Origin of the sequence: Ensifer adhaerens, assembly GCF_001270265.1 — a bacterium.
Taxonomy (GTDB): Bacteria; Pseudomonadota; Alphaproteobacteria; order Rhizobiales; family Rhizobiaceae; genus Ensifer; species Ensifer adhaerens_B.
Window position 1 is genome coordinate 157,944 of the sequence record NZ_LGAP01000010.1, and the last position, 20,088, is coordinate 178,031.

General features: G+C 60.9%; 16 protein-coding genes and 1 pseudogene. 5 read left to right on the top strand and 12 right to left on the bottom strand.

What is annotated here, in order from left to right; all coding sequences use genetic code 11:
* The first annotated feature begins 88 nt into the window (after positions 1 to 88).
* Positions 89 to 3,487 carry an acyl-[ACP]--phospholipid O-acyltransferase gene (locus tag AC244_RS17070; RefSeq protein ID WP_053250021.1) on the top strand — a complete coding sequence of 1,133 codons (3,399 nt, stop codon included), beginning with the start codon at positions 89 to 91 and terminating at the stop codon, positions 3,485 to 3,487.
* Positions 3,488 to 3,508: 21 nt separating this feature from the next.
* Here the strand turns inward: AC244_RS17070 and AC244_RS17075 are convergent, their stop codons facing one another.
* The 7 genes from AC244_RS17075 to AC244_RS17105 all read right to left on the bottom strand — a co-directional run bounded on the left by AC244_RS17075 (position 3,509) and on the right by AC244_RS17105 (position 11,933).
* Positions 3,509 to 4,528 carry a hypothetical protein gene (locus AC244_RS17075; RefSeq protein WP_053250022.1) on the bottom strand — a complete coding sequence of 340 codons (1,020 nt, stop codon included), beginning with the start codon at positions 4,526 to 4,528 and terminating at the stop codon, positions 3,509 to 3,511.
* On the bottom strand, positions 4,525 to 5,631 hold the full coding sequence (locus AC244_RS17080; RefSeq protein WP_053250023.1) for a GNAT family N-acetyltransferase: 1,107 nt from the start codon (positions 5,629 to 5,631) through the stop codon (positions 4,525 to 4,527). The genes AC244_RS17075 and AC244_RS17080 overlap by 4 nt, the downstream gene beginning before the upstream one ends.
* On the bottom strand, positions 5,624 to 6,823 hold the full coding sequence (locus AC244_RS17085; protein WP_053250024.1) for a hypothetical protein: 1,200 nt from the start codon (positions 6,821 to 6,823) through the stop codon (positions 5,624 to 5,626). Before AC244_RS17085 ends, AC244_RS17080 begins: the two co-directional genes overlap by 8 nt.
* A gap of 14 nt (positions 6,824 to 6,837) precedes the next feature.
* Entirely contained in the window at positions 6,838 to 7,722 is an 885-nt protein-coding gene (locus AC244_RS17090; protein ID WP_053250025.1) for a HesA/MoeB/ThiF family protein, read from the bottom strand.
* A complete protein-coding gene (locus AC244_RS17095; RefSeq protein ID WP_234716955.1) occupies positions 7,719 to 8,666 on the bottom strand; it encodes a hypothetical protein in 948 nt (315 codons plus the stop codon). The genes AC244_RS17090 and AC244_RS17095 overlap by 4 nt, the downstream gene beginning before the upstream one ends.
* Positions 8,667 to 8,992: 326 nt before the next feature.
* Positions 8,993 to 9,958 (bottom strand): magnesium and cobalt transport protein CorA, encoded by a 966-nt coding sequence (locus AC244_RS17100; RefSeq protein ID WP_053250027.1) that lies wholly within the window; start codon positions 9,956 to 9,958, stop codon positions 8,993 to 8,995.
* Between the two features lie 76 nt (positions 9,959 to 10,034).
* Complete coding sequence (locus AC244_RS17105) at positions 10,035 to 11,933, bottom strand: potassium transporter Kup (protein ID WP_053250028.1); 1,899 nt, start codon at positions 11,931 to 11,933, stop codon at positions 10,035 to 10,037.
* A 472-nt stretch (positions 11,934 to 12,405) separates the two neighbouring features.
* Here AC244_RS17105 and AC244_RS38110 point away from each other — a divergent pair.
* Positions 12,406 to 12,501: pseudogene (locus AC244_RS38110) on the top strand (LysR family transcriptional regulator); the annotation flags it as partial.
* A 618-nt stretch (positions 12,502 to 13,119) separates the two neighbouring features.
* On the opposite strand, the gene AC244_RS17110 reads toward AC244_RS38110, so the two are convergent.
* Entirely contained in the window at positions 13,120 to 13,926 is an 807-nt protein-coding gene (locus tag AC244_RS17110; protein WP_053250029.1) for a Ku protein, read from the bottom strand.
* A gap of 3 nt (positions 13,927 to 13,929) precedes the next feature.
* Positions 13,930 to 14,790, bottom strand: coding sequence for a Ku protein (locus tag AC244_RS17115; protein WP_082366884.1), 861 nt, complete (start codon positions 14,788 to 14,790; stop codon positions 13,930 to 13,932).
* 171 nt (positions 14,791 to 14,961) lie between these two features.
* Between AC244_RS17115 and AC244_RS17120 the strand changes: the two genes are divergently transcribed.
* Positions 14,962 to 15,291: a hypothetical protein gene (locus tag AC244_RS17120; RefSeq protein ID WP_053250030.1), complete on the top strand. Its 330-nt coding sequence runs from the start codon at positions 14,962 to 14,964 to the stop codon at positions 15,289 to 15,291.
* Positions 15,288 to 15,518, top strand: a complete 231-nt coding sequence (locus AC244_RS17125; protein WP_053250031.1) for a hypothetical protein — start codon at positions 15,288 to 15,290, stop codon at positions 15,516 to 15,518. The genes AC244_RS17120 and AC244_RS17125 overlap by 4 nt, the downstream gene beginning before the upstream one ends.
* Positions 15,519 to 15,877: 359 nt before the next feature.
* Here AC244_RS17125 and AC244_RS17130 read toward each other — a convergent pair whose 3' ends face one another.
* The 3 genes from AC244_RS17130 to AC244_RS17145 form a co-directional block, all read right to left on the bottom strand.
* Positions 15,878 to 16,582, bottom strand: coding sequence for an SOS response-associated peptidase (locus AC244_RS17130; protein WP_053250032.1), 705 nt, complete (start codon positions 16,580 to 16,582; stop codon positions 15,878 to 15,880).
* 554 nt (positions 16,583 to 17,136) lie between these two features.
* Complete coding sequence (locus tag AC244_RS17140) at positions 17,137 to 18,105, bottom strand: quinone oxidoreductase family protein (RefSeq protein ID WP_053250051.1); 969 nt, start codon at positions 18,103 to 18,105, stop codon at positions 17,137 to 17,139.
* Between the two features lie 51 nt (positions 18,106 to 18,156).
* Positions 18,157 to 18,723 carry a TetR/AcrR family transcriptional regulator gene (locus AC244_RS17145; RefSeq protein ID WP_053250034.1) on the bottom strand — a complete coding sequence of 189 codons (567 nt, stop codon included), beginning with the start codon at positions 18,721 to 18,723 and terminating at the stop codon, positions 18,157 to 18,159.
* A 153-nt stretch (positions 18,724 to 18,876) separates the two neighbouring features.
* Here AC244_RS17145 and AC244_RS17150 point away from each other — a divergent pair, with 153 nt between their 5' ends.
* Positions 18,877 to 19,842 (top strand): MBL fold metallo-hydrolase, encoded by a 966-nt coding sequence (locus AC244_RS17150; protein WP_053250035.1) that lies wholly within the window; start codon positions 18,877 to 18,879, stop codon positions 19,840 to 19,842.
* Positions 19,843 to 20,088 lie beyond the last annotated feature (246 nt).

Genomic DNA, 20,088 nt, shown 5'->3' on the forward strand with positions numbered 1-20,088 from the left:
CTCATTAGCCTTGGCTTCGCAAGGCACAACCTGTGAACGAACAAGCAAGGATCTTCATCTAGAACGCTCAAAAAAAGGGGGACGTTCCGTGAAAGACAATCTCATGACATCTCGGCGCTTTGCGCCGCTCTTCTGGACCCAATTCCTGTCGGCCTTCAACGACAACTTCCTGAAGAACACGCTCGTCTTCCTCATCCTCGCCCAGATGGCGGCAAACGAGGCGGCGTCACTCGTCACGCTTGCCGGCGCCGTCTTCATGGCGCCGTTCCTGCTCTTTTCCGCCCTTGGCGGCGAGCTTGCAGACAAGTTCGACAAGGCCATCATGGCTGAACGGCTGAAAAGGGTGGAGCTCGCGGCCGCGGCCGTCGCCGTCGTCGGCATCGCGCTATCCTCAGTCACCGTGTTGATGGTGGCACTCTTTCTCTTCGGCGTCATCTCGGCGCTCTTCGGGCCGGTCAAATACGGCATTCTGCCTGATCATCTGGAGCGCAAGGAGCTTCCGCGCGCCAATGCCTGGATCGAGGGCGCGACCTTCATCGCCATCCTCGCCGGGACGATCGTGGCGGGGCTCGCCGCCGCGGAAGGCGTCAATCCGTGGCTCTTCGGGCCGATGATGCTCGGGCTCGCGCTTGCATGTTGGATGTCGAGCCGCTTCATTCCCCGCGTCGGCGCAAAGGCACCGCAGCTTGTCGTCGAGCGCAACATCTTCAAATCGACCGGCCGCCTCGTCAACGCGCTTCGCGGTGATACCCGCCTTTGGCGTTCGGCCCTGATGGCCTCCTGGTTCTGGCTGGCCGGCGCCATCGTATTGTCGCTGCTGCCGCCGTTGGTGAAGGACCATCTGGGCGGCGGCGAAACCGCGATTACCGCCTATCTCGCCGTCTTTGCGGTTGCCGTCGGCATTGGATCGGCGATTGCCGCCTGGATGTCGGCCGGCCGTATCGTGCTCCTGCCGGCGCCCGTAGGCACGCTGATCATGGCATTGTTCGGCTTTGATCTTGCCTGGAGTGTCGCCCATGTCGAGGCAATCGGCACAGCCGAAACACTCTCGGCCTTCTTCACTGGTCCCTACACCATTCGCATCGCTGTCGACCTCGCCGGCATGGCCATCGCCGGCGCGTTCCTCGTCGTCCCGACATTTGCCGCCCTGCAGGCCTGGGCTCAGGAAGACCAGCGCTCGCGTGTGATCGCCGCCGCCAATGTACTCTCGGCCGGCTTCATGACGATCGGCGGCGGTCTCGTCGCCGGGTTGCAGGCGGCGGGCACGTCCATATCGACGCTTTTCCTCGGCCTCGCCGTGGTGAATATCGTCGCCGCTTGGGTCATGTTGCGGACCCTGCCGACCAATGCCTTCCGCGATTTCGTCTCCATCCTTTTCCGCGCTTTCCTGCGCCTGGAGGTCGAGGGCCTCGACAATCTGAAGAAGGCGGGCCGTGCGCCCATCATTGCGCTCAACCATGTCTCGTTCCTCGACGGTGCACTGGCGCTGGCACTCACCGACGAGGAGCCGACCTTCGCGGTCGACTACGCCATTGCCAAGGCCTGGTGGGTGAAGCCCTTCCTGAAGATGTGCAACTTCCTGCCGCTTGATCCCTCGAAGCCGATGGCAACGCGCACCCTCATCAAGACCGTCAATGGCGGTGATCCGCTCGTCATCTTCCCGGAAGGCCGCATCACGGTCACCGGCGCGCTGATGAAGGTCTATGACGGTGCAGCCATGGTCGCCGACAAGACCGGCTCGATGGTCGTTCCGGTCCGGATCGACGGGTTGGAGAAAAGCTACTTCTCGCGCCTTTCTTCCCTTCATGTCCGCCGTCGCCTGTTCCCGAAGGTGAAGGTTACCATCCTGGAACCCGTCCGCCTCTCCGTGCCTGAGGGACTGAAGGGCCGCAAGCGCCGTATCGCTGCGGGAGCCGAGCTCTACCAGATCATGTCGATGCTGATGTTCCGCACGACGGATACAGATGTGACCGTGCTTGCGAAAGTGATCCAAACGGCCCACGAGCGTGGCTTCCGCCGGCTTGCCGTGCAGGACCCTCTGACGGGCTCGCTTTCCTACGGCAAGCTCTTGACCGGAACGGCGGTGCTCGGAGCGAAATTCCAGGCGCTGTTCCCCGAGACCAGGACGCTCGGCGTGCTGCTGCCCAACGCCAACGGCTCAGTGGCAACGATCCTCGGCGTGATGTCTGCGGGCAAGGTACCGGCCATGTTGAACTTCACGGCCGGGGCGGCCAACATCCTTGCAGCCTGCAAAGCGGCAAAGGTGCGCCACGTCCTGACCTCGCGCGCTTTCGTGGCCCAGGCCAAGCTCGGTCCGGTGGTCGAAGAACTGTCCAGGACGGTGGAGATCGTCTGGCTTGATGACCTGCGCCAGACGATTGGGCTTGCCGACAAGCTCCTGGGCCTCCTGCGTAAAGGAAAGCCGCTGGCGCGACGCAACGCGGACGACCCAGCCGTAATCCTTTTTACCTCCGGCTCGGAAGGCACGCCGAAAGGCGTGGTGCTGACGCACCGCAACATCCTTTCCAATGCCGCCCAGGCTGCCTCACGCATCGATTTCCATTCCGGTGACAAGGTGTTCAACATCCTGCCGGTGTTCCATTCGTTCGGCCTGACGGCTGGCACCATCCTGCCGCTCGTTTCCGGGGTGCCCGTCTATTTCTATCCTTCGCCGCTGCATTACCGCATCGTTCCGGAGCTGATCTACGCATCCAATGCCACGATCATCTTTGGTACCGACACGTTCCTGAACGGCTATGCGCGCACGGCTCATCCTTACGACTTCCGTTCCATCCGCTACTGCTTTGCCGGCGCCGAGCCGGTCAAGGCTGCCACACGCGCTCTCTATATGGAGAAGTTCGGCGTGCGCATCCTCGAAGGCTATGGCGTGACCGAGGCCGCACCGGTCATCTCGCTCAACACGCCGATGTTCAACAAAGCGGGCAGTGTCGGCAAGATCATGCCCGGCATGGAGTACCGGCTGGAGCCCGTGCCGGGTGTCATCGACGGCGGGCGACTGTTCGTTCGTGGCGCGAACGTCATGGCCGGCTATCTGAGGGCGGAGAACCCAGGCGTACTCGAGCCGACGCCGGATGGCTGGCACGACACCGGCGATATCGTCACGGTCGACGAAGACGGCTTCATCTTCATTCGCGGACGCGCCAAGCGTTTTGCCAAGATCGGCGGCGAGATGGTTTCGCTTGCGGCGGTCGAGGCACTGGCAGGCGAGCTCTGGCCCAGCAACCTGACGGTCGTCGTCTCGCTTCCCGACACCAAGAAGGGCGAGCGACTGGTCATGCTGACCGATGCGCCGGACGCGACGCGCAGCACCTTCATGAGCTTTGCAAAGAGCAAGGGCGCCATGGACATGATGGTTCCCTCCGAGGTGAAGGTGGGGCCCGTGCCTGTGCTCGGTTCCGGCAAGGTCGACTTCGTCAGCGCTCATCGGCTGCTGGCCGAGCAGGCTAAAGCTCAAGAGGCGGCTTGAGGCGAAACGGGCGGAGCCGGCTCAGTCCGGCTTCGCGTTTACGACAAGCACAGGCGGCGGCAAGCGGAATTTGGGAAGGATGGAAGGTGCAGGGCCGACGCGCAGCACATTGATAAGGCGGTGACCTACAGGCAGCGTGAAGCGTTGCGTCAGCATGTCGGCGGTCCAGGGGGTATCGGCGAGTGCCGCCATTGGCCAAGCTGCGAAGCCAAAGCGGGTGAAGCCCAGCCAGAAACGGTAGAAGGCCCGCCCGGACGCAACCGGTGTCTCTTCAGCCGGCCGGTGAAAGAAAAGACAAGCCGTCGCCGTCATTGTTTTTGCAGCTTCTGCCACAAGAGCCTTGCCGAGCCCGACCCTGTCCGCGAGGTCGAAAAGTGGTGAGCCAAGCACGCGCCCGGCCACGGCACCCTCAAACCGCCCCATGCGCAGTGCCTCCAGATTGAGACCGTCGAAGCGGTAAGCGGGATGCGAGGGCGACAGGCGCATCCATGCGACCAGTTCGTCGCGGAAGGCAGGATCCCGCATGATCGAGAGGCTTGCCTGATCGTTGAGCGTGGCAAGGAAGGAAAGGTCGTCTTGCCGATGGACGCGGGTGACGTCGTCGGCATCTGCCGCCCAGCGTTCGACGGCAGCGATCGCCTCTGGTGGCGCTGGCCCAAAAGGTCCACGCCAGGTAAAGCGCTTTTCAACCCAGTCGCCGAGTTCCGGTGCAGTCGTGCCCCCCTCAGGGGTGAGGCGTGCCACCAGCCGGTAACCGTGCCGCCACGAACGGATATCGTCGTTCCAGAGGTCCTCGACCACGGCGCCGGTTCCTCGTGCGGCAAGCGCCATCACCATGCCTTCGAGCGACGCGCCACAGGAAAGACCGAGGTCGCGCCCGCTTGGATCGCCGATCAGCAGTTGCCGTGACAGGTCCGCGACCAGCAGGATGCGCCCCTCATCGTCCAACGCCCAGCGGGCCGGCTGGGTGTTGTGGACGGATGGCGCGCGGTTCGCTAAGGCGGCGAGATCGGCCAGGGCTGCAGCGTCGATCCGTTTCATAGGGTTTTCCCGAAGAGGTGCAGCCGGTGCAAAGGGCGGGCGCCGGCTCTTTCGGCCTGCCGCAGGCTCGCCGCGTTCGCGTCGGCGATCCACGTGCCGCCGGCGGTTTCATATCCGGCCTGTCGCATTTGACCGAGCACGTGGGCGAGCATGAGCGGATTGAGGCCGCGCCCCTGATGCTCCGGCTTCACCCCCTGGAAGATGACGACGGCCCGCCGGCGTTGCAGGCGGTGCTTTAGGAGATGCCAGGGGGCACTCAATCCCAGCCGCGACCCCATCGCTTTCAGCATCGGGTTGACATCAGGGATGGCAATCACCGAGCCGACCGGCGCGCCATCTTTCTCGACCACAGCCGAAATGCGCGGGTCCATGATCCACTTCATCTCCTTGGCCTGAAACTCGTACTCCGCGCGGGTGACGGGCACGAACATCGGATTGTCCGAGAAGCTTTCATTGAGGATCAATCGCGAATCTTCCAGGCGTTGGCCGAGCGTGGCGCGACGGATCGGTGAGAAGCGAAATCCGTCATCGTGGAGGGCTTGCATCTGCCCCTTTGCCAGCAGCCCGCCTGTTGTCGCTGTCCCGACATCGATCTCGAAAGTGGTCATCGGGAAGGTCGCCGAATAGCCTCGCGCCTCCAGGAGTTGCGGGAGATAGGGTGGGCCCCATATCTGGTCGGTATAGGGTGCGTTCTCGAAACCGCCGGTCATGATGCCGACCTGCTGCATGGCGGTCAGGTTGAAATTGCCGAGCAGTTCCGTGAATCCCCGCGCTCTTGCCCAATCCTCCGCCTGTTCGAGCAGGGCGGCTGCAACGCGGTCGTCATCGGTGCAATCGAAATAGCCGAAATAGCCCTGCGCCAGGCCGAACCTGGCATTCGAGGCGCGATGGACGTGCGCCGTGATCCGCCCACGCACCGTCGCACCTTCATGGGCGGTGAAGAAGGCGAAGTCTGCGGCCGTGTCGAAAAGCGGGTTCTGTCCGGCAGACAGGAACCGTTTCAGGTCGCCAAACATCGGCGAGACATAGGGCGCCCTCTCGCCGTAGATCTCGAAGGGAGCCGAGAAGAAGGCTTCCAAGTCGCCTTCGCGAATCTCAATCATGACCTGCGCTCCTCTGCGAAATGAGAAGGGCCATGCGCTGGACGACCTTCAGTTCCGTCTCCGCACCCGGCGTTGCTGAGACGGAGGGCATGTTAAGGGCGACCAACCGGAAGGGGTGAAGCGATACGAGCATCACATGCGTTGCCTCGTATTTCTCCAGCAGCCAGGCAAGCTGTTCGGAATCGGTTTCCGTCAAGCCTTGGATCTGTGCGGTTCGCAGGAGCGGTTGATCGATGAAGAGTGCCTTGAGGGCAGGTAGGTCAAAATCGACGAGTTCCGGCTCCCCGAGCTGCAGTGCGCCTTCAACGAGTGGGTGGTTCTGCAGCTCCCGCAGGAAGCCCAGTGGGTCATCGATCCGGTCCTCAGCCAGATGGCGGATGAGGCTCTGTCGACGCTGTTCGGCCCTCAGAGTGATGCCGTCCTTCCAAATGACCCCGAGCAGCGAAGCGCAGACGACAACGGTTGCGGTCCGCACCAGGGCGGCAGTGCCAAGCCCATTCTCGATGCCGATTGCGACTGCCCCGACAAGCGCGACGGAGAGCAGGATGACAAAGGAGGCGAGCGTGTCCCTATGGCTGACGGTACGCTGACCCAGGCTGATCAACAGCCAGCACAGGAAGAGGACGGCGACTCCACCCAGCCGCACCGGCATGTCGATGTAAGGCGACCGGAAATCCGTCACGAAGAGCGGCAGGATCAGAAGCAGCGACAGCGCCACCCGGTCGACGGCTTGGTTCTCAGCCTTCGACAGGCTCGCCCGATCGCGCGTAACCGCCATGTGCGCGGCGAGCGCGAAACTTACGAACTGATAGGCAAACAACATGACCGAGCGCCAGGGCTCGGCGAAGATGGCTGGTACCAGAGCAAGAACAATGAAGGTGGCGGCTCCGCCTGCGACAATCCATTTCGTTACCTTCGGCGCATGGCGCCGGAGGAGGCCCTCGGCAAGGATGACCGTTGCCAGCGGTACCAGACCGGCGGCCATTACCGTTGCAGCTTCGAAGATGAAAAGCCCCGTCCACCAGGAAAGGACACGGCTCACCATCAACAGGGAAAGCACGTGCAGTCCGAAAAGGAAGCGGCGGGTGAGCGGACTTGCTGCGTCGAAGTCGCGAATGGCGCCGATCAGGATCAGCAAGCCGCCGAGGGCGGCGAGCGAGACAAAACTGTCAGCGATGAGGGAAGGGGCCATGATCCGTGTGCCCGCTATGACGCCGCAGCGGTCATCTGCGAGAGATAGCGGCGCACGATCGGGCGCAATACCGCCGCAACGAGTGGATTGCGTGGATGCTCGACGCGACCCGCATGCGGATTGAAAAACCATCCGCGGTGGTCGGCGCCGTGCGGCGTGCCGAGGATCGCATGGATCCCTTCATAGGCCATCAGCATACCCGTGGTGATCACCATTGGAGCGAAGGACATGCGGCTGCGCTTGCCGGCGACCACCTCGCCGGCGAGCGACAGATCGATGTAGTGCCGGGACGACGAATGGACCATCACGTATTCCGCCTCGCATTGGAAGGCAGCGGCCCGCTGGGCGGTCGTCAAGGCGTGCCAGGCGGTTTGCATCGTCGGGTAGCGCAGCCGCTCTTCCGGCATCGGGTCCTTCGGACGGGTGACGTAGACGGAGGGTAGGGGGGAGGCATAGGCATCGATCATTGTCGTGCCTTGCTTTCGCGCCGTCCGGTAAAGAAGCAGACTTGCGCCGAGATCGTCCGTCCCGTTGACCAGCACGTCCGCATCGGCGACCAGATCCTCCACGTGGTCCGTCCACTCCGGGCCGAAGACGGTTACCGCCAGACCAGGGTTGATCTTGAGGCACAGGTCGCGGGTCGCCTCTGCCTTCATTTGCCCTATTGTATCGGCAAAGCAGAAGACCTGGCGATTGAGGTTGGACGTTTCGAAACGATCGATGTCGGCCAGCACGAGGCGGCCGATGCCAGCGCGGACGAGCGCCTGGATACAGGCGCCGCCCATCCCGCCGGTTCCGCAGACGAAAACCGTCGCTTTTGAAAGGCGCTCCTGTTCCGCTTCGCTGACGAAGCCGATGTTGCGCGTCGTGAAGGTCTCGTAGAAGGACATTTCGCTCATCGGATGGAGGGCCTCAATATGCCCCATTGCCGCCTGCCGTCGGCCCAATGCAGCACCGGTAGGATCAGTCGTTGCATGAGGATGACGAAGCTCGCGACCGCGAGCCTCCCAAGGGCGTTGCGCGGCACGCTTTCGAGGAGATAGCGCTGCGCGGCATTCAGATCGAGTTGACCGATCTGAATGAGGTCGTCGCCGCGTTCATAGTCGAGCTGGGCGGCGCAGAAATCGTTGTACTCCTCCTTGCGGAGTTTCGGCGCTACCTCGAACGTCTTCTTCAGGTTGTCCGAACCGCCGGTATAGGCATTGGTGATGACGAAGCGGTCTGCATCGAAGCCGGCCTCAGGTCCGACACCGAACACATGACGGTGCGACGCCATGATTTCGGTTGCGATCAAATGCTGGCGCAAGGAGCGTCGTGCGCCACGCGTCGGTGCCGGAAAAACGTTGCTGAAGGTCTCGGCCACCATGCCGGCGACGGCCGGAACCTGCGTGACGTTGGAAATCCACAGCGGGCGGAGCTGGTTGCGCAGGAAGAGAAGGAAACAGGTAAGGCCGTAGAGGACCCAGGACAGACCCTGACTGCGCACCGCGGGATCGACCATTACAAGTCCCAGGTGGAGAACGTCGGCGGGCTTGCCCGATAGGGAGAGGCCTATCACCGGTAACGCATTGAACGCGATCGGCTGTCCGTCGGATATCCGGTAGACGAGCGTGACGATCGTTCGATTAAGCACATCCTCGCTGTCCGAGAAGACACCGTAATCCAGGCTTCCATCCGGAACCGACCGGCGTGCAACCGCCCGGAGATCTTGCCGCAAGGCGGTGATTTCTGGTGCTGACATCCAGAGGCCGGGAAACTCGACAATCCGCGCGCGAAAATCGGCTGATGTCTTGAACTTGAGGTCCATTCGCTTCTTCAGGATGATCGCAAGCAGATTATACAATGAGTTAGGTCCAACGATTCACGGCTTCGCAATGCGCGCGCGGTGGCCGCATGCATCTAATTCTTGCAGCCGATAGGAAACAATTCGTTTAAGGTGGTGGCCCAGTTACAATTTGCGATGGAAATCTCGCGTTGTTTGCAAGGCCGACGACGGCTGCACACGTCGACCGCGCCGACTAAGCCGTTCAAAATGGAGCAAAAGCATTTGCCCCACACGCATAGGGAAGTGCCTGGTTTTGCAACCATCAGTATTTCCGAGGCATGCTCGGCGAAGCCGGTCTGCGACAACAACGCCCACAAGGACATTGTATCGCTCAATCTCAGCACCTAGAGCCAGCCGGACTTCTTGAACCGCCAATAGAGGATGCCGCAAAGAGTGGCGATGACGCCGAGGACGGCAAAGTAGCCGTAGCGCGTTCCAAGCTCGGGCATATGTTCGAAGTTCATCCCGTAGATGCCCGCAATCGCAGTCGGCACGGCGAGGATCGCCGCCCATGCGGCAAGCTGCCGGGTGATGGTCCCTTGGCGCTGCTGCTCGAGCAGGTTCGAGGCTTCGAAGACGGACGTCATTATCTCGCGAAGGCCGCTGACCAAGCCCTCCACGCGCCTGATATGGTCATGGACGTCCTTGAAGAAGGGTTTTGCGTTGTCGTCAATGCAGGGGAGATCGAGGTGGCTCAGCTTTCCCACTACTTCGCCCATCGGCCCCAGGACGCGCTGGAATCGGATGACATGACGGCGCATACGGAAGACGCGCCTGATCTGCTCAGGCTGCAGTAAGGACATGAGCACGTGCTTTTCCAGCTCCAGGATCTTGTCCTCAAGCGTCTCGACCATCGGCAGGTAGCCGTCGACAACGAAGTCGATGATGCCGTGGAGGACATAATCGGGTCCGTGTTCAAGCAGCTGCGGCGACTGCTCGAGTTGCTGACGCAATTCCTTGTGGGAACGGGCAGAACCATGGCGCACGGAGATCAGGTGGTGCTTCCCCACGAACATGCAGGTTTCGCCGTAGGCGATCTTCTCGCCTTCCAGGTGGGCAGTCTTGATGACGACGAACAATTGGTCGCCATAGATGTCGACCTTGGGAACCTGCATGCCGTTCAGTGCGTCCTCGACCGCCAGGGCATGAAGCCCGAACATCTCCTGGAGACTGGTCATTTCGTCCGGGGTGGGATCACTAACCCCGATCCAGACGAACTCACCTTCCTGGGCGTGGAACGGCTCGGCGGTAAGCGGCACCTCTACGGCGCGTTTGCCGGCACGATATAAATAGGAGGCGACGACTGTCATTTGGGATTCCGAAGTTGGTGATGCGTGTCAAGCGAGCGTCGGGCCAGCCAGAAGAAATCTCGGCGCTGGCGCTCGGTCAGATCGTGACTTGCTCGCCGATCTCGACGACCCTGTTGGCGGGAAGCTTGAAATACGACGACGGATCGATACCGAGTCCTGCGAGCGCGATATAGAGATGATCCTGCCAGCGGGGCAGGCCAGAGTTCGGATCGCTGATGAGGGTTCTGCGCCCGAGATAGAATGAGGTCTGCATGATCTCGAACTTAAAGCCTGCCTTCTTGCAGAGCGAGAGCGCCTTGGAAACGTTCGGTTCGTCCATGAAGCCGAAGCAGAGCTCCAGCCTTGCGAACCTGTCCGAAAGCCTTGTCAGCGATACTCGGTCTTCCTCTGCGACGTACGGGTGCTCGGAGGTGCGGACTGTAAGGATGACGTTGTGTTCGTGAAGGACGTGATTGTGCTTGATGTTGTGGAGGAGGACTGCCGGAGTCTTATCGCCCGCGCCTGTCAGGAAGACCGCCGTCCCTCGGACCATCTGGGGTGCATGCGTCGATTTCTCTATGGAACGGATGAACGTCTCCAGCGGGATGTCATGGCGCGCCGTCTTCTCACGGAGCACGCGGGATCCGCGGGTCCAGGTCCACATGATGAGCATGATGGCCAGCGCCAGTGCGATCGGCACCCAGCCGCCGTCATGGATCTTCAGCAGGTTGGCGAGCAGGAAGACGCTCTCGATGACCAGCAGTGGCAATATAAGCAGACCCGCCAGAAGCGTGGAATAACCCCAGACAGAACGGAGGAACTGGAAAGCCATGACCGTTGTCACGACCATCGCGCCTGTCACCGATATACCATAGGCGGTGGCGAGAGACTCCGAGTCTCCGAACGAGAAGATCAGCACGATCACGCCGACAAACAGCATGACGTTCACGGCGGGCACGTAGATTTGTCCGGTGGTGGTCTCGGAGGTGAACTTGATCAGCAGGCGCGGCAGGAAGCCGAGATGGACAGCCTGTCGGGCCAGCGAGAACGCGCCCGTGATGACGGCCTGGCTCGCGATGATGGTCGCCATGGTGGCGAGGATCACCATCGGCAGCAGAGCCCAGTCGGGGTAGAGCAGGTAGAAGGGGTTCTCCACCGCGTCCGGATGGCTGAGCACGAGGGCTCCCTGGCCGAGGTAGTTGAGCGCCAATGCGGGGAACACGAGCGCGAACCACGCCGTACTGATTGGCTTCCGTCCGAAGTGGCCGAGGTCGGCGTAGAGCGCTTCCGCTCCTGTGACCGTCAGGAACACCGCGCCGAGCACGACCAAGCCTGCCCAGCCCGCATGCGTGATGAACCAGAGCGCGTTGATCGGATTGAGAGCCTGCAGGATCGTCCAGTCGTCGCCAATGTGGATGAGACCGCCCCACGCCATGGCGAGGAACCACACCACCGTGATTGGCCCGAAGAACCTGGCGACCGCTTGGGTGCCTTTCGACTGAACGGCGAAAAGCGCGACCATGATGGCGGCAGACAGCGGCAGCACATAACCGGAGAAGGCGGGAGTTACCAGCTTCATGCCTTCGAGTGCCGACATGACCGACAGGGCAGGGGTGATCATCGCGTCACCGATGAACAGCGCCGCCCCGATCAGTCCCGCGAAGAAGAGCACGGGCATGAAACTGCCCGTCTTCTTCATCAGGAGCGCGAGAAGTGACAGCGTTCCGCCTTCCCCGTCGTTGTCAGCGCGCAGCAGGAAGAGCACGTATTTGAACGTGACGATGATCGTCAGCGTCCAGACCATCAGGGAAATAAGGCCAATCACCTCGTCATGATGTACGCCGTCAGCCGAGAAGGGGCGCAGTGCCTCGCGAAACGCGTAGAGCGGGCTCGTTCCGATGTCGCCATAGACGACACCGACGCAGCCGAGGAGGAGGACAAGGAAGTTGCGCGTGTCCGTCTGGGGTTCGGAAGCTTCAGTACGTAAGGTGGTCATCGATTCTCCGGAAACTGAGCCGCTGTGTTAGTGGCAGTATATGGTCCAATGCGGAAATGCAGGCAATCCGCGTTGTGCGAACACGAGCCGGACGAAGTAGACTCTTTTGCCTTTCGCCGGAACTGCAACCTGTCAAGCAGAGCTGAAGGTTGCGGGGGCTCTGACATCAGAAAGGCCTTTTGCACCGTCGTACGTTGAGCGTTTCCCGCCTTTTGCGCCGCAATTACCGATATCACTGATGTCGTCGGCGCTACGACGGATCATTTTGACCAGCCAGTCGTCTCGACAGCCGGTAGTAGCCAAGCTTGAGCACCTTAGCGGTCGCTGACGACACCTTCTCTTTAGAGCAATTCCAGGAAAAGTGTGAAACGGTTTTCCGCCCGGAATTGCGTAGTTTCAAAGAGTTAGATCATTTCACTGTTTCAATGAAACAATGAAATTGATCTAGTGTCACTGGTTTCAGCCGGTCTCGGTATCGCTCGGGGTCGCCTGGAGCAAGGGCGATCCAACGGCAGCCCGCGACGACATCATCGATATCGCGAGGTCGCTGGTCAGGCCGGGCAGGTGAGCATCTGTGTTTAAATTCGAGAGGCCGCCCGCTGGGCGACCGTGCCGGAAGTGGCTCCGCGCGCAGTCTCTACAGCGCGCTCGGGGTCGCAGGCATTGCCGCCATGGCGCTCGGAGTGAGTCTTGCCGAAGCGATCTGGCGGATCGTGTTCATCATCATGGGGAAGGTCTGAAAAGAAACAGCCTCCAGCGTATCGAAAGAGGTCAGTTGCAACGGCAGGCGGGTCCCAGAGCGGTGCGGGATTGGGGCTTGGGGGCCTCGCTCTGGGACCACTCGCGCTCACGGCGGCGGGGCGGGCCGTTGTTCCGTAGGCGCGTTGCCTGCCCGAGTATGCATGCGGCGTGAGATTCGACAACGCACCTACGACCTTTGCCGGTCCGTGTCGGACCAAGGTCCTACCACTGGCGGGATTTCCCGCAGAAGTTCCATTTTCAGCTGAGCGTGGGAGCAATCGTGCTCATGGAGGGCTTGCTCCTTCGAGCGTCGTCAGGACGCGCAACGAAAAGGATGACCTCCTTGGCGGAGGCCATCCTTGCACACGATCCCGACGGATCATCATCTGGATCGCTTTTGCGCGTGCACTAATATAATCGTTAAAGCGCGGTATTGTTCCCGCAGTTAAGGCGCGCGCTTCTTTGCCTCAAGGCTCTTTTTCAGCGCCGCCATGAGGTCGACGACGTTGTCCTTCTCGCCGACGGGCGTTTCCTTTGCCTTGGCCCTAGCCGACTTCTTGATCGACTTCTTCTTGAGGGCGATGAGCTCGAGCAGCCGATCCTGAACCGGATCGGTGATGAGATCAGGCGACCACTTCTTCGTGTGCTGTTTGATGAGCTGCCGCATCAACGGCATGAGGCTGAGATCTGGTTTCTCCGCTTTGATGTCCGAGAAGTATTCCGCCTCCGGTCGCACTTCGTCGCCATAGCGCAGCGTCCAGAGAATAATGCCTTCGTCGCGCGGCTCCAGCATGACGGCGTGTTCGCGGCGGCCGAAGACGAGGCGTGATATGCCGACCATGTTTTCGGCCTTCATCGCTTCCCGGATGACTGCAAAGGCTTCTTCTCCGACCTTGTCGTTCGGCACCAGGTAGTGAGGCGTGTCGAGCCAGATCCATTGGATGGATTCGCGCGGGGTGAAGAGAGTGATGTCGATCGTTCGCGTGCTTTCGAGGCCGACCGCTGCAATCTCGTCGTCTTCCAACATGACATAGTCGCCGTCGCCGCGCTCGTAGCCCTTCACTTGATCTCTGTCGGCAACTTCCTTGCCGGTTACGCTGTCAACGTATTGGGAGACAACGCGATTGCCCGTGGTGCGGCTCATGGTGTGAAAACGCACCTTCTCGGATTCACTGGTTGCCGGCGACATGGCGACCGGGCACATGACCAGCGAGAGCTTCAGATAGCCTTTCCAGTACGGTTTGACGGCCATGGCTTAGCCGGCCTTTCTGCGCGGCGACTTTGCCGCGGTGGCTGGCTGAGCGCCTGCGCCGCGCTTTGTGGCGGGCTTCGACGCCCGAGCGGACCCGAAACCGGCACTCATGCGTAGCGCTTCCATCAAGTTGCTCGAGGGCTCGACCTTCGGAACCTTCTTCGGGGTGATGGTCCGGCCCTCCATCTTTGCCTTCACCAACTCGGCGAGTGCCGCGTCGTAGCGGTCATCGAAGGTCTTCGGGTCGAACTCGCCCTTCTTGGTCTTGACGATGTGCTTGGCGATGTCGAGCATCTCTCCTTCGATCTTGAGTTTGGGTATCTCGGCGAAGGCTTCCTTTGCGGATCGAACCTCGTAGTCGAAGTGGAGGGTGGTCGCGATCAGTCCGTCGCCATGGGCGCGAACCAGCACCGTTCGAAGCCGGCGGAAGAGCACGGCCTGCGCTATGGCGGCAACCTTCGACTGGCGCATGGCATCTCTGATCAGGACGAACGTCTCGGCGCCGAAGCGATCAGGCGTCAGGTAGTAGGGCTTGTCGAAGAAGACGTCGTCGATCTCGCTGCAGGGCACATAGGTCTGGACGCGCAGTGTCTTGTCGCTCTGAGGGATCGTAGCCGCGATCTCATCCGGCTCGAACACGACATAGAGGTTGTTGTCGACCTCGTATCCTTTGACCTGGTCTTCGCGCTCGACGACGTCATAGGTCACCGCGTCAACGAACTCTCGCTTCACCCGATTGCCGGTTTTTCGATTCAGGGTATTGAAGCTAACGCGCTCCGAAGTCGACGCCGCACTGTGCAGCGCGACGGGGCAGGCGAGTTCGCCAAATTTCAGAAAGCCCTTCCAAAGAGCACGTCCGGCCATGTCGATTTCTCCCGGTGAACCCGGATTCAACGGAGGCAGATTACGTTTGTTCCCCTTAATACGCGAATCAATTGTGGCGTTTAGTGGGCTGTCGATAGTAGGATGAGCCTGTCCACGAGTATTGCGTTGGAGGAGTCTGTTGCACCAAGCCAAGGGTAAGGAGGCGGTGCTGTGAACACGAAACTCCATATCGACGGATCATTTCAGTCCATGCGCCTGGCCCTCGACGAGGCCAACCGCGCGTTCGAGGGTGGCGGCGCTGATCAGCATCGCGACGCTCTTCAACGCCTGGGTCGCGCGGTGATGAACTCCCTTGCCGAGATCATCGAGACCGACGGCGGCACGGATGGTTACCTCTACGACGCCGAAGGCATCGCCCAGGATATTGAGGCCTGTTACCACCGGCTAATCCAAGAGGAGGAAGCGGCCGAGCCGGATCAAGCGCCGCAGCAGACAAGCCACGGGACGCTCAATTTTCGCCAGCAGGGAGTAGGGCGATGATCACTGGCACGGATCTGCTGCAAATTTCACTCGCCCGCGTGAATATGGATCGATCCGACCTTGAAGCGGCCGGCGTCATTGATCCGGGTCAGGCGGGCGACAAGGCCTGGTCGAACTTTGGGCGGGACATGGATACCTTCATCTTGAAGCTGCCCGAGTGGCGCCGTGCGGCACTTGCCGCTGTCATCAGAGCGCGAGCGGGCGGCGGCGGTGAGGTTTCTCACTAGGTCATCTGTATCGCTGCTACTCCGCGTGCTCAACCGAAACTTCCGGTGTACACACTAGGCTCGCAACGCCACACGTGCGGGATGGAGACCGGCCGTTGGATCGCACTAAAAACGATGATGAAAATCGCGGAAACAGTATCCCGGGATATGGATATTCCTGTTGCAGGTTACCTGTTACAGCTTGGTTCCAGGCAACGAGGTAGCACGCTCCTGTTAGGGCGCGGGCGATCGCCAGCGCTCAAAACAATGCAACGGCCAAACTGGCGAGGGGCACACTGTAGATGAGTATGGTGATCGGATAGCCTTGCAATGCTTTCTCGCGAGGTGTCATCTCGACCTCGGGCCACCATGTTGGCTCCTCAATCGACCGGGTCGAGAATGTCGGCGCTGTCGTTCCTCGGTGAACCGACCTTGCTGCCGATCTTCCACATGGTCATCAGCTCGGCCGGGAACGGCTTCATGAGGTCGGCCGCTTCGGGCTCCGGTGAAATCCAGCGATCGTAATCTTCCGGATGCAGTATGACTGGCATGCGGTCGTGGATCGTCGCCATCATTTCATTCGGTTCGCAGGTCACGACGCAGAAGGTGCGGATATCCTCGTCGGTGCCTGGATCGCGCCAAGTTTCCCAGATGCCGGCGAGCACAAACGGTTCTCCCGACTTCATGGCGATGGCATAAGGTTGCTTGTTCTTGCCGGTCCCATGGATGTCCTTCCACTCGAAAAACCCATCGATCGGTACTAGGCAGCGGCGTGACTTGTAGGCGCCGCGGAACATGCCGTTCGTCGCGATCGTCTCAGCTTTCGCGTTGATCGGCGCCGGCTGGCCGGGCTTGCGTTCCTTGATCCAACCCGGAATGAGACCCCATCGCGCGGCGATAAAAACGGGCCCCATCACACCGTCGTCGCGGATCACGTCGCGGATGATGACCGGATAATATTGAGACGGTGCGCCGTTGAAGCGCGGCATTTGGTTTGCCAGCCCTTCGGCCCCATCACGCTTGGCGAAGGCAAAGGCGCGCAACAGCCCTTCAAGGTTGGTTTTCAGGTAGACACGACCACACATGGCAATTGCTCCCCTGCGCCAAGGTATCGCGGCGGCCGCCCACGTCAACCAATCGTGCGGTCAGCGCCTTTCCTTCCCGATCTTGATCGTATTTCCTGCGGCGTTCTTGCAGCGTTTGCAGCGCATTTTCGGTGCGGGTGCGAGTATCGACTGTTGCTTGCCGAAGCGACGCTGGAGGTCGCTGCGATTAAGATGCGCCTCACGGCGGCAGTGCTTGCCCCTGCAAAAGAGTTCGCACCATTCCGGCAAATTGCCGAAGGTGATCTCCTCCGGTCGTCCGGCTGGCGCCGTGTTGCCAGCCGGTTTGATCGGGAGGGTGGTTGCTCCAGCGGGTTCGGTCTGGAATATGTCAGCTGACGGCGGTCGTAGAATGGGTTTTCTGTCTTCGTGCAGCCGTTTGCTCTTGCCAGTTGGCCCAGAAGAGACGGCATAGGCACATCGCCGATGCGCTCCAGCAGCGCCGTGGCGTCATATTGCTTCTTCAGCCCGCACTTGGCATGACATCCAGAGGATCAACGACGCTCTCCGTATCAAGGCCGTTACGCCATCTTTCCCTATGGGATCAGCAACAGCTTGCCGGTGGTCGCCCGGCTTTCCATGTCGGCATGAGCACGGGCGGCATCAGAAAGCGGGTAGGTTCCACCAACGCGCAACTTGAGAGATCCATCGTGAATCCAATGGAACAACTGCTCGGTGCGGGCGCGAAGAAGTTCGGGCGTACTGATGTGATCGAAGAATATCGCATAGCCGATCTTGATGCTCTTCGGCAGGCTCATGATGTCGAGCGGCCCCGGACCGCCAAGCACCGGCCCATACCAGCAGAACGTGCCGGAGCGACGAAGCGCGGCGAGCGATCCCTGAAAGGTCTTGGGACCGGAACCGTCATAGACGACGCTCACACCTTCTCCGCCGGTGAGACGCAAAACCTCATCGGCGAAGTTTCCTTCCGTGTCGACGATAACGTCGTTCGCGCCAGCCGCTTTTGCGACTTCCACCTTGTCGGTGGACGAAACCCGGCCGATCACGTGTCCGCCCCTCAGCCGGATGATCTGTGTCAGGAGCAAGCCGACGCCACCCGCCGCAGCATGCACGAGCGCGGTATCTCCAGGCTGGACCGGGTAGAAATCAGTGGCGAAGTGGCTCGCTGTCAATCCTTGCATCATGACGGAGGCGGCCGTCTGGTCATCAATAGTGTTGGGAAGTCGCACGAGCGCGTCCGCTGAAATCAGGACGTGCGAGGCATAGCTTCCTGGCGCGTAGACCCAGGCGACCCGGTCTCCGATAGCGAAACCATCGACCCCATCGCCAAGCGCGACGATGCGTCCCGCACCTTCGACGCCGAGAATTTTCGGGTTGGGCCTGTCTGTCCATGCCATGCCCTGGCGCACGCCGATATCCATGAAGTTCACGCCTGCGGCGGCGACTTCGACCACCACATGTCCCGGTGTGGCGACCGGATCGGGGAGGTCGACAAATTCCATCACGTCGGTGCCACCGATCTCATTCATAACCACGGCTTTCATGATCTTCCTTTCTTGACTGATCATTCCAGAAATACGCAAAAAATTTTGCCCTCATGTCACTACCCGAAGCGCGATCCTGGCGAGGGTCTTGAGTTCTCCTAGTCCCGCGCCGCCGCGCGCAGCGATACGGATGCCGGCGACATTCGCGAAGAGGAAATCGGCAGCCTCTTCCGTGGAGACCGTTGCGTCCAGATCCCCTTCCGCCTGAGCCTCGCTGATGCGTTGCTTGGCGGCATGCTTCAATCGCCGGTCAGCAGCCTGATGAATTGCCGTAAGGTCAGGTCGGCTCTGGCCGAACTCGCAGACCGAGTTCACGCCAAGACAGGCCTGGGAAGCATTTTCAACCACTCGCTCCATCATCGCCCGGATGCCGTCCTGGGCACGCGGCGCACCGCGCAGCATGGCGATGTGGGCATCCGTTTCCGTGGCGGCGTAGCGTTCCACAGCAAGGCAGTAGAGCTTCCACTTGTCGCCAAACGTATCATAAAGACTCTGCCGGCCAATTTTCATCGCACGTACGAGCATATGGGTGGACGTGCCCTCGAAACCGTGTTCGCGAAACACCTCGATGGCGTCGTCCAGCGCCTGCTCTCTATCGAATTCCTTTGTCCTTGCCATGTGTGTGAGTTAGGTATTCTGGAACGATCTGTCAAGAAAAGAACATAGCGAACGCTCGGATATCTTTAGTGCTTCGATAATGCCGATCGGAGCTGTGGGCAGCACCCGAATTGGATAGAGTGGTCCGATGCATCTTCAGAAGGGACTGCTTCCATGAAAGCCGTCGCTACGGCAGAGGTCATCTTTCTGGTCGACAACGCGACCGACAGTCTCTCGTCGAATCCTGCCTTCGTCGAGACCGAGTTCGCCAGCCATCGCCGTCGCGGGATGCGATGGCTGTCCGGGAAATGCCTGTGCTGCGCCGCGCATGGGCTTTCCTGCTTGATCACCGCCCGGACCGGACCCTCCAGCCGCACGCTGCTGTTCGACACCGGGCCCGAGGAATGGGTGTTTGAGCGCAACGTGGTCCGGCTCGGCGTCGATCTCGGGGAAGTTGGCGCAGTGATACTTTCGCATGGTCACTGGGATCATGGGGGTGCGATGCCGCGCGCCCTCCAGATGATCACAATGGGCAATGGCGGGCAGCACGTCCCGACCTACATGCATCCCGATATGTTCGCCTTGCGCGCGACCAAATCCGCTGACGGGCAGTTTCGACCGATGGAGCTGGTGCCGAGCGTCGATGTCCTGTCCGGAAACGGCGCCGATGTCATTGTTACCCGAGACGAGCAGTTGCTTTTTGACGAAACGTTCTATGTGAGCGGCGAAATCCCGCGCGTGACCCGGTTCGAACGCGGGTTTCCCGGCCAATATCGCCAGACCGCGGCAGGCAGTTGGGAACTGGACGAGGTAATGCCGGACGAGCGTTTCGTGGCGATCAACGTGGCCGACAAGGGGCAAGTCGTCTTCACCGCCTGTTCGCACGCCGGCCTGATCAACGTTCTGACGCACGCCCAGGCACGGTTTCCGGATATCCCGCTTTATGGCGTGTTTGGCGGCCCCCACCTCTCCGGGATCACCGAGCCAATTATCCCGGAGACGGTCGAAGCGCTGGCGCAGTTTGACCTGCAATTGATATCACCGGGGCACTGCACGGGCTGGCGCGCCGTGAGCGCACTGGCCGCCGCGTATGGCGAGAGGGTCGTCCCATCCGCGGTCGGCAAGACGTTCATGCTTTGACGCCCTCCTGTGGCGCAGAGCTAATACTGGCTATCGGCCGCTTGCGACCCCGATGACAACGCCGGGCATGTCCCGTGGTGGCCTTTGCGGACGATGGCAAGCGAGTGCGACAACTCCAGCCGAACGCGAATTGACCAAACATCGTCCCGGATCGGCGCCCTTGAGAGCGCCGGGGCCCTCGGCGACACGCCCTAATTAGCAAGGGATCTAACCAGCTTTCACCAGGTTGGCGCCGGGCCGTTCTAA

Bases quoted from the DNA above. Each gene is read 5' to 3' on its own strand.
- AC244_RS17075 (WP_053250022.1), bottom strand. From the start codon at position 4,528: ATGAAACGGATCGACGCTGCAGCCCTGGCCGATCTCGCCGCCTTAGCG.
- AC244_RS17080 (WP_053250023.1), bottom strand. From the start codon at position 5,631: ATGATTGAGATTCGCGAAGGCGACTTGGAAGCCTTCTTCTCGGCTCCC.
- AC244_RS17085 (WP_053250024.1), bottom strand. From the start codon at position 6,823: ATGGCCCCTTCCCTCATCGCTGACAGTTTTGTCTCGCTCGCCGCCCTC.
- AC244_RS17090 (WP_053250025.1), bottom strand. From the start codon at position 7,722: ATGAGCGAAATGTCCTTCTACGAGACCTTCACGACGCGCAACATCGGC.
- AC244_RS17100 (WP_053250027.1), bottom strand. From the start codon at position 9,958: ATGACAGTCGTCGCCTCCTATTTATATCGTGCCGGCAAACGCGCCGTA.
- AC244_RS17105 (WP_053250028.1), bottom strand. From the start codon at position 11,933: ATGACCACCTTACGTACTGAAGCTTCCGAACCCCAGACGGACACGCGC.
- AC244_RS17110 (WP_053250029.1), bottom strand. From the start codon at position 13,926: ATGGCCGTCAAACCGTACTGGAAAGGCTATCTGAAGCTCTCGCTGGTC.
- AC244_RS17115 (WP_082366884.1), bottom strand. From the start codon at position 14,790: ATGGCCGGACGTGCTCTTTGGAAGGGCTTTCTGAAATTTGGCGAACTC.
- AC244_RS17125 (WP_053250031.1), top strand. From the start codon at position 15,288: ATGATCACTGGCACGGATCTGCTGCAAATTTCACTCGCCCGCGTGAAT.
- AC244_RS17130 (WP_053250032.1), bottom strand. From the start codon at position 16,582: ATGTGTGGTCGTGTCTACCTGAAAACCAACCTTGAAGGGCTGTTGCGC.
- AC244_RS17140 (WP_053250051.1), bottom strand. From the start codon at position 18,105: ATGAAAGCCGTGGTTATGAATGAGATCGGTGGCACCGACGTGATGGAA.
- AC244_RS17145 (WP_053250034.1), bottom strand. From the start codon at position 18,723: ATGGCAAGGACAAAGGAATTCGATAGAGAGCAGGCGCTGGACGACGCC.
- AC244_RS17150 (WP_053250035.1), top strand. From the start codon at position 18,877: ATGAAAGCCGTCGCTACGGCAGAGGTCATCTTTCTGGTCGACAACGCG.